Below are 4836 nucleotides of genomic sequence, written 5' to 3' on the forward strand. Positions count from 1 at the left end.
ACTGTACTAATAATATCCATAGCTAGTCGAGGGCGATCCAAGGCTAGGGCTTCAATTTGGGCAAGGTATACCGAGGAATCATCGGCAGTATTCTGCCACGCAACTTCCACCACCCGCCCCAGTTCATCATGGTTCAAGTGGTTAATGTTGGGGCAATCGCGTCGATGCACAGATACACCCCGCCCCCTAGTAATGTACCCTATGATAGGGTCCCCAGGCAAAGGGTTGCAACAATGAGATAACCGAACCATAACCCCATCTGCTCCTTGCACTCTTACTGCCGAAGTCCCATAAAGGACATTCCTCTGCCCTTTGGCCGCAGGCTCAAGCGCGGGCGCCTCAGCTTCCTTAGCCTCTACCTGATTAAGACTATCCTTCAGTCGGGCTACTACTTGTTGAGGAGTAATTACACCGTCCGCAAGAGCAACATAGAGGTCATCTACATTTGACAATCTAATGCCTTGAGCTATGGCCTGAAGAACTTCCTGCCGTATATCAACCTCATTTAACCCTTGCTTACGAACTTCTTTTTCGAACAACTCCCGTCCACGGGCGCTCAATTCTTCGCGACGTTCTTTTTTGAACCACTGCCTAATTCGATTCTTAGCCTGGGAGGTCTTAACTAGATTTAACCAATCCCGGCTAGGATTGCTGACCTTGGACGTGAGAATTTCAACTATGTCCCCCGTCTTCAGTTGATAATCTAAGGGGACAATCCTGCCATTCACCTTGGCACCAATACAGCGGTGTCCCACTTCGGTGTGGACGCGATAAGCAAAATCAATCGGCACTGAACCAGAAGGAAGCTCTACTACATCCCCCTTCGGTGTAAATACATACACCCGATCCGAAAAAAGATCGATGCGAAGGGATTCCATAAATTCTCGAGCATCATGGACTTCTTGCTGAAGATCTAAGACTTGCCTCAACCAAGATAGTTTTTTCTCAAAATCATCCTGCTCGAAGCCTGGACCACCCTTGCCTTCCTTATAGCGCCAATGCGCAGCAATACCGTACTCGGCTGTGCGGTGCATCTCCCAGGTTCGGATTTGAACCTCGAATGGCTCTCCCCGAGGACCGATTACAGTAGTGTGCAATGACTGATACATGTTCGGCTTGGGCATAGCTATATAATCCTTAAACCTGCCAGGAATGGGCTTCCAAAGGGTATGCACTACACCTAGCACCCCATAACACTCACGTACCGTCTCGACAATAACCCGAACTGCTACCAAGTCGTAGATCTCACTTAACTCTTTTTGCTGCTTGATCATTTTGTTGTAAATGCTGTAAAAATGTTTGGGGCGACCAGAAATATCTGCCTTGATTCCTAGTTCTGCCAGTTTCTCTTTGAGTACGCCAATGACTTCATTAATAAAGGCCTCCCGCTCACGCCGCTTCATAGAAATTCGTTCGCTGAGATCATAGTATTTAACTGGATCAAGATAGCGGAACGATAAGTCCTCAAGCTCCCACTTAATGGTGAATATACCTAAGCGGTGGGCCAATGGAGCAAATATTTCCAGAGTTTCCCGGGCAATCTCTTTTTGCTTTGCTACAGGCTGGAAACGCAAAGTCCGCATATTGTGCAAGCGATCAGCAAGCTTGATCAGAATGACCCTGATATCCTTGGCCATAGCCAAGAACATCTTTCGAAGGTTTTCAACTTGTTGTTCTTCCTTAGATTTAAACTCCAATCTACTAAGTTTGGTGACGCCGTCAACCAGCAGTGCTATCTCTTGGCCAAATTCCTGTTCCACATCGTTTAAGGTAACATCTGTGTCCTCAACCACGTCATGTAGAAGAGCCGCAGCAATACCCCGCGAATCCATTTGCAGCTGAGCTAAGATTCTAGCGACTTCAACCGGATGGGCAATGAACCCTTCTCCAGACCGGCGCACTTGACCATCGTGGGCCCGTAAAGCGTAATAGTAGGCCTTTTCCACCAATACCAAATCAGCCTGCGGATTATATTGTTTAATCTGCTCCAACAGTCTCTTGATGCTCATGGCATTCCCAACTCGCTTAAAACTAGCCTTTTAAGCCATTCCTTGAAAAAACGATTTACATTCTCTCCATTGAGCTAATTTCGCCTGGCCATCCCGGTAGACTAAAGAGTCCTCCAAACTTATTTTTCTTCCCGTTGGCTCCAGCAGCAAAACATCGCTGATGCATTCATTTTCTAAATGCTGAACCAACCCTATTTCTTTGAGAATGGCTAATGATCTCCAAATAGCCTTCCGACCAATAGTCTTACCCAGGATTCGGTTGAGGTCGCGGCTAATACGACCAGTATCCACTTGGGTCTTGAAATTTCCCCTCTTTAAGTATAGCAGGTAACGATAGACTGTAGCTACTGTCTCGCGCCCAGGAATACTCATTTCAAGACATCGATCAATATAATCTATATCCCATTCATGCCATAGGAGGTAAACTTTTGAGCATTCTCCAGTTATATTGTAGAGCTGGTTTAGGCTAAGCGGTGGTTCCAAGAAAATGATTGCCCCAGCAACAGGGGGCTCAAACCAATCAAGGCCCTCAACCACAACAATTTGAGCCAGCCTGTTCTTCCAAAAGCCAATAACTAATTGCAATTGCTCTTGAGTTAAGGTCTTTGAAGCCAAGAAGATCCGCCCAGTCAACTCAGGCAAGATTTCATATAGACTACGAAGTACCTGGCCGGCCAAGGAGCGACGGCGAACCCAAATTAATACCTGGTCTTCCACTTTAGCAACTTCCTTTATGGATTCGATCCTGGCCATCCAGCCAGCCTTGGCCCGGTGAGTCCAGTTAATTAGTTTTCTTTCGCCAGAACTGGTGCACGCTAGCTCACTCTTTGCCTTCGCCTGTACCAATAAAGTGGAATCATCTACTGCCAGTGCGCTGGGAGCCGACGGCCGCCAATCTAGCAACCTAGCCTCTATTTGGGCTTGTCCTTGCCATTCATTCAAACCTAAATGAAATACCAAATCAATGGGTTGACGTTGTTCGAACCCTTCAACCAGATTAAAGCCAATGATGCTGATTTGCCGGCCCTCGCCATTGATCCACCCTTTCAAATGACTATTGTCTTTCCCTACACCTTTGATTCCTTGGAGCAACTGGTGGCGATAAAGAAATACTGGGGGGTCGTTACCTGGACCGTAGGGCTCGAGCAAGGATAGTTGCTCAACCGCAGGAATAGTTACTTCGGACAACACAATCTCAGTATCCACATCGATCTTGGGAACTAGGTCTTCTGGGCAAAGGCAGCGTTCGGCAACCGCATTTAATTCCTGCCTGAGATCACTAATCTTTTCCACTTCCACAGTTAAGCCAGCAGCCAACTCATGTCCCCCAAAACTCTCCAGCAAATGGTGGCAGGAAGATAGAGCCTCATACATATGAAATCCCGGGATACTTCGGGCAGAGCCTTTTCCCACCCGGCCCGCCAGAGCTATTAGGAGTACTGGCAAGTAATACTCCTCCACCAGCCGTGAAGCTACAATCCCAACTATGCCAGGATGCCAATAAGGGGAGGAAAGAACGATGAACTTAGAGTTAGCTTCGACTTGCTCGCGAGCCATACCCTGGGCTTGCTGGAAGATCGACTCTTCAATCAGCTGTCGCTCCCGATTAATCTGATCTAACTCGCGGGCTATTTCCCAAGCCTCCTGATAAGAATCGGTGAGTAATAACTGGACTGCTGGCAACGCCTGTCCCAAACGCCCAGCTGCATTTAACCGAGGTGCCAACCCAAAGGCGACGCTCCTGCTATCCACGTAGCTGATGCCGGCTACTTCTCTCAAAGCCTTTAGCCCTAACCGTGGGGACCGGTTTAGCTGTTCCAACCCGATTTTCGTCAGGACCCGGTTTTCGCCAAGCAACGGTACCAGATCGGCTATCGTACCGAGTGCAACTAGGTCGAGATACCTACCTGCGTCGATTCCCGCATCTTTAGGCATTCCTAGACCCCGGCTGACTTGCTGAGCCAATTTAAAGGCTACGCCTACCCCGGCGAGCTTCGTCCCTTGATTCTCACCTAAGGCAGGGTGGACGATGGCACTTGCCGGCGGCAACCTATCCGGCAACTGGTGATGGTCAGTCACTAATACGTCAAACCCTGCCAGCTTGGCATCGCTGATCACCTGGTAGTTGCTAATACCGCAATCAACTGTGACTACTAAGCGGTATCCTTGCTCACGAAGCTGCAATAAGGCTCGCGAATTAAGCCCGTACCCTTCGCTCAACCGATCCGGTATGTAGTAACCCACGCGAGCTCCGCAGCGGCGCAGAAGATCCACCAGCAGCGCAGTAGCCGTTATCCCGTCTACATCATAATCCCCGTATACCAAAATAGGGACATCCCTAGTTATCGCCTCCACCAGGATGTTGGCCGCCTGTTCCACGCCGCCAATGGACGTTGGCTCTGATATTTGGTCCCCAGTTACGTTTATGAAAGCTTGGACTTTTTCAGCTGTATCGATTCCCCGAGCCACCAACACTTGGGCCAAAAGAGGGTTAATCCCAACCCGAGCACAGATAGTACCTATTCGCTCGTATTCAACTTGGGCTACTTGCCACCGTTTGGGTTTTCGCAACTTACTCATGCTTGCCTCCATCTCTTAGGCTGCCCGGTTGCCCCGGGGCAAGGCGAGAAGAAGGCTCCACATGAATGAGAACTTGTGATCGAGGAAAACGCTCCTCGATGTCTCTTTCAATGAGCTCACACAAGTCATGGACCCGATCGATATGGCTTTCTCCGGGAACCACCAAATGAAGATCGATATGCCGTTCCGATCCCGCCTTGCGGGTTCGCAACCGATGAAACTCGATATAGTTAGCAGAGTACCTTTC

General features: G+C 48.9%; 3 protein-coding genes. All 3 read right to left on the reverse strand.

Features of this window, described 5'->3' with window-relative positions; genetic code table 11:
• Window positions 1–2009, reverse strand: a 2009-nt coding sequence (locus tag H5U02_14015) for a bifunctional (p)ppGpp synthetase/guanosine-3',5'-bis(diphosphate) 3'-pyrophosphohydrolase (protein MBC7343537.1), incomplete at its 3' end; no start/stop codon positions are given.
• A gap of 30 nt (window positions 2010–2039) precedes the next feature.
• Window positions 2040–4589 (reverse strand): single-stranded-DNA-specific exonuclease RecJ, encoded by a 2550-nt coding sequence (gene recJ / locus H5U02_14020; protein ID MBC7343538.1) that lies wholly within the window; start codon window positions 4587–4589, stop codon window positions 2040–2042.
• The coding region (locus tag H5U02_14025) for a cation transporter (GenBank protein MBC7343539.1) at window positions 4582–4836 on the reverse strand (255 nt) is incomplete at its 5' end. The genes H5U02_14025 and recJ, both read right to left, overlap by 8 nt.

The organism is Clostridia bacterium (assembly GCA_014360065.1).
Classification (GTDB): Bacteria; Bacillota; DSM-521; order Neomoorellales; family JACIYF01; genus JACIYF01.

What these genes read in the sequence shown, in the direction of transcription:
- recJ (MBC7343538.1), bottom strand. Translation starts at nt 4,589, where the DNA reads ATGAGTAAGTTGCGAAAACCCAAACGGTGGCAAGTAGCCCAAGTTGAA.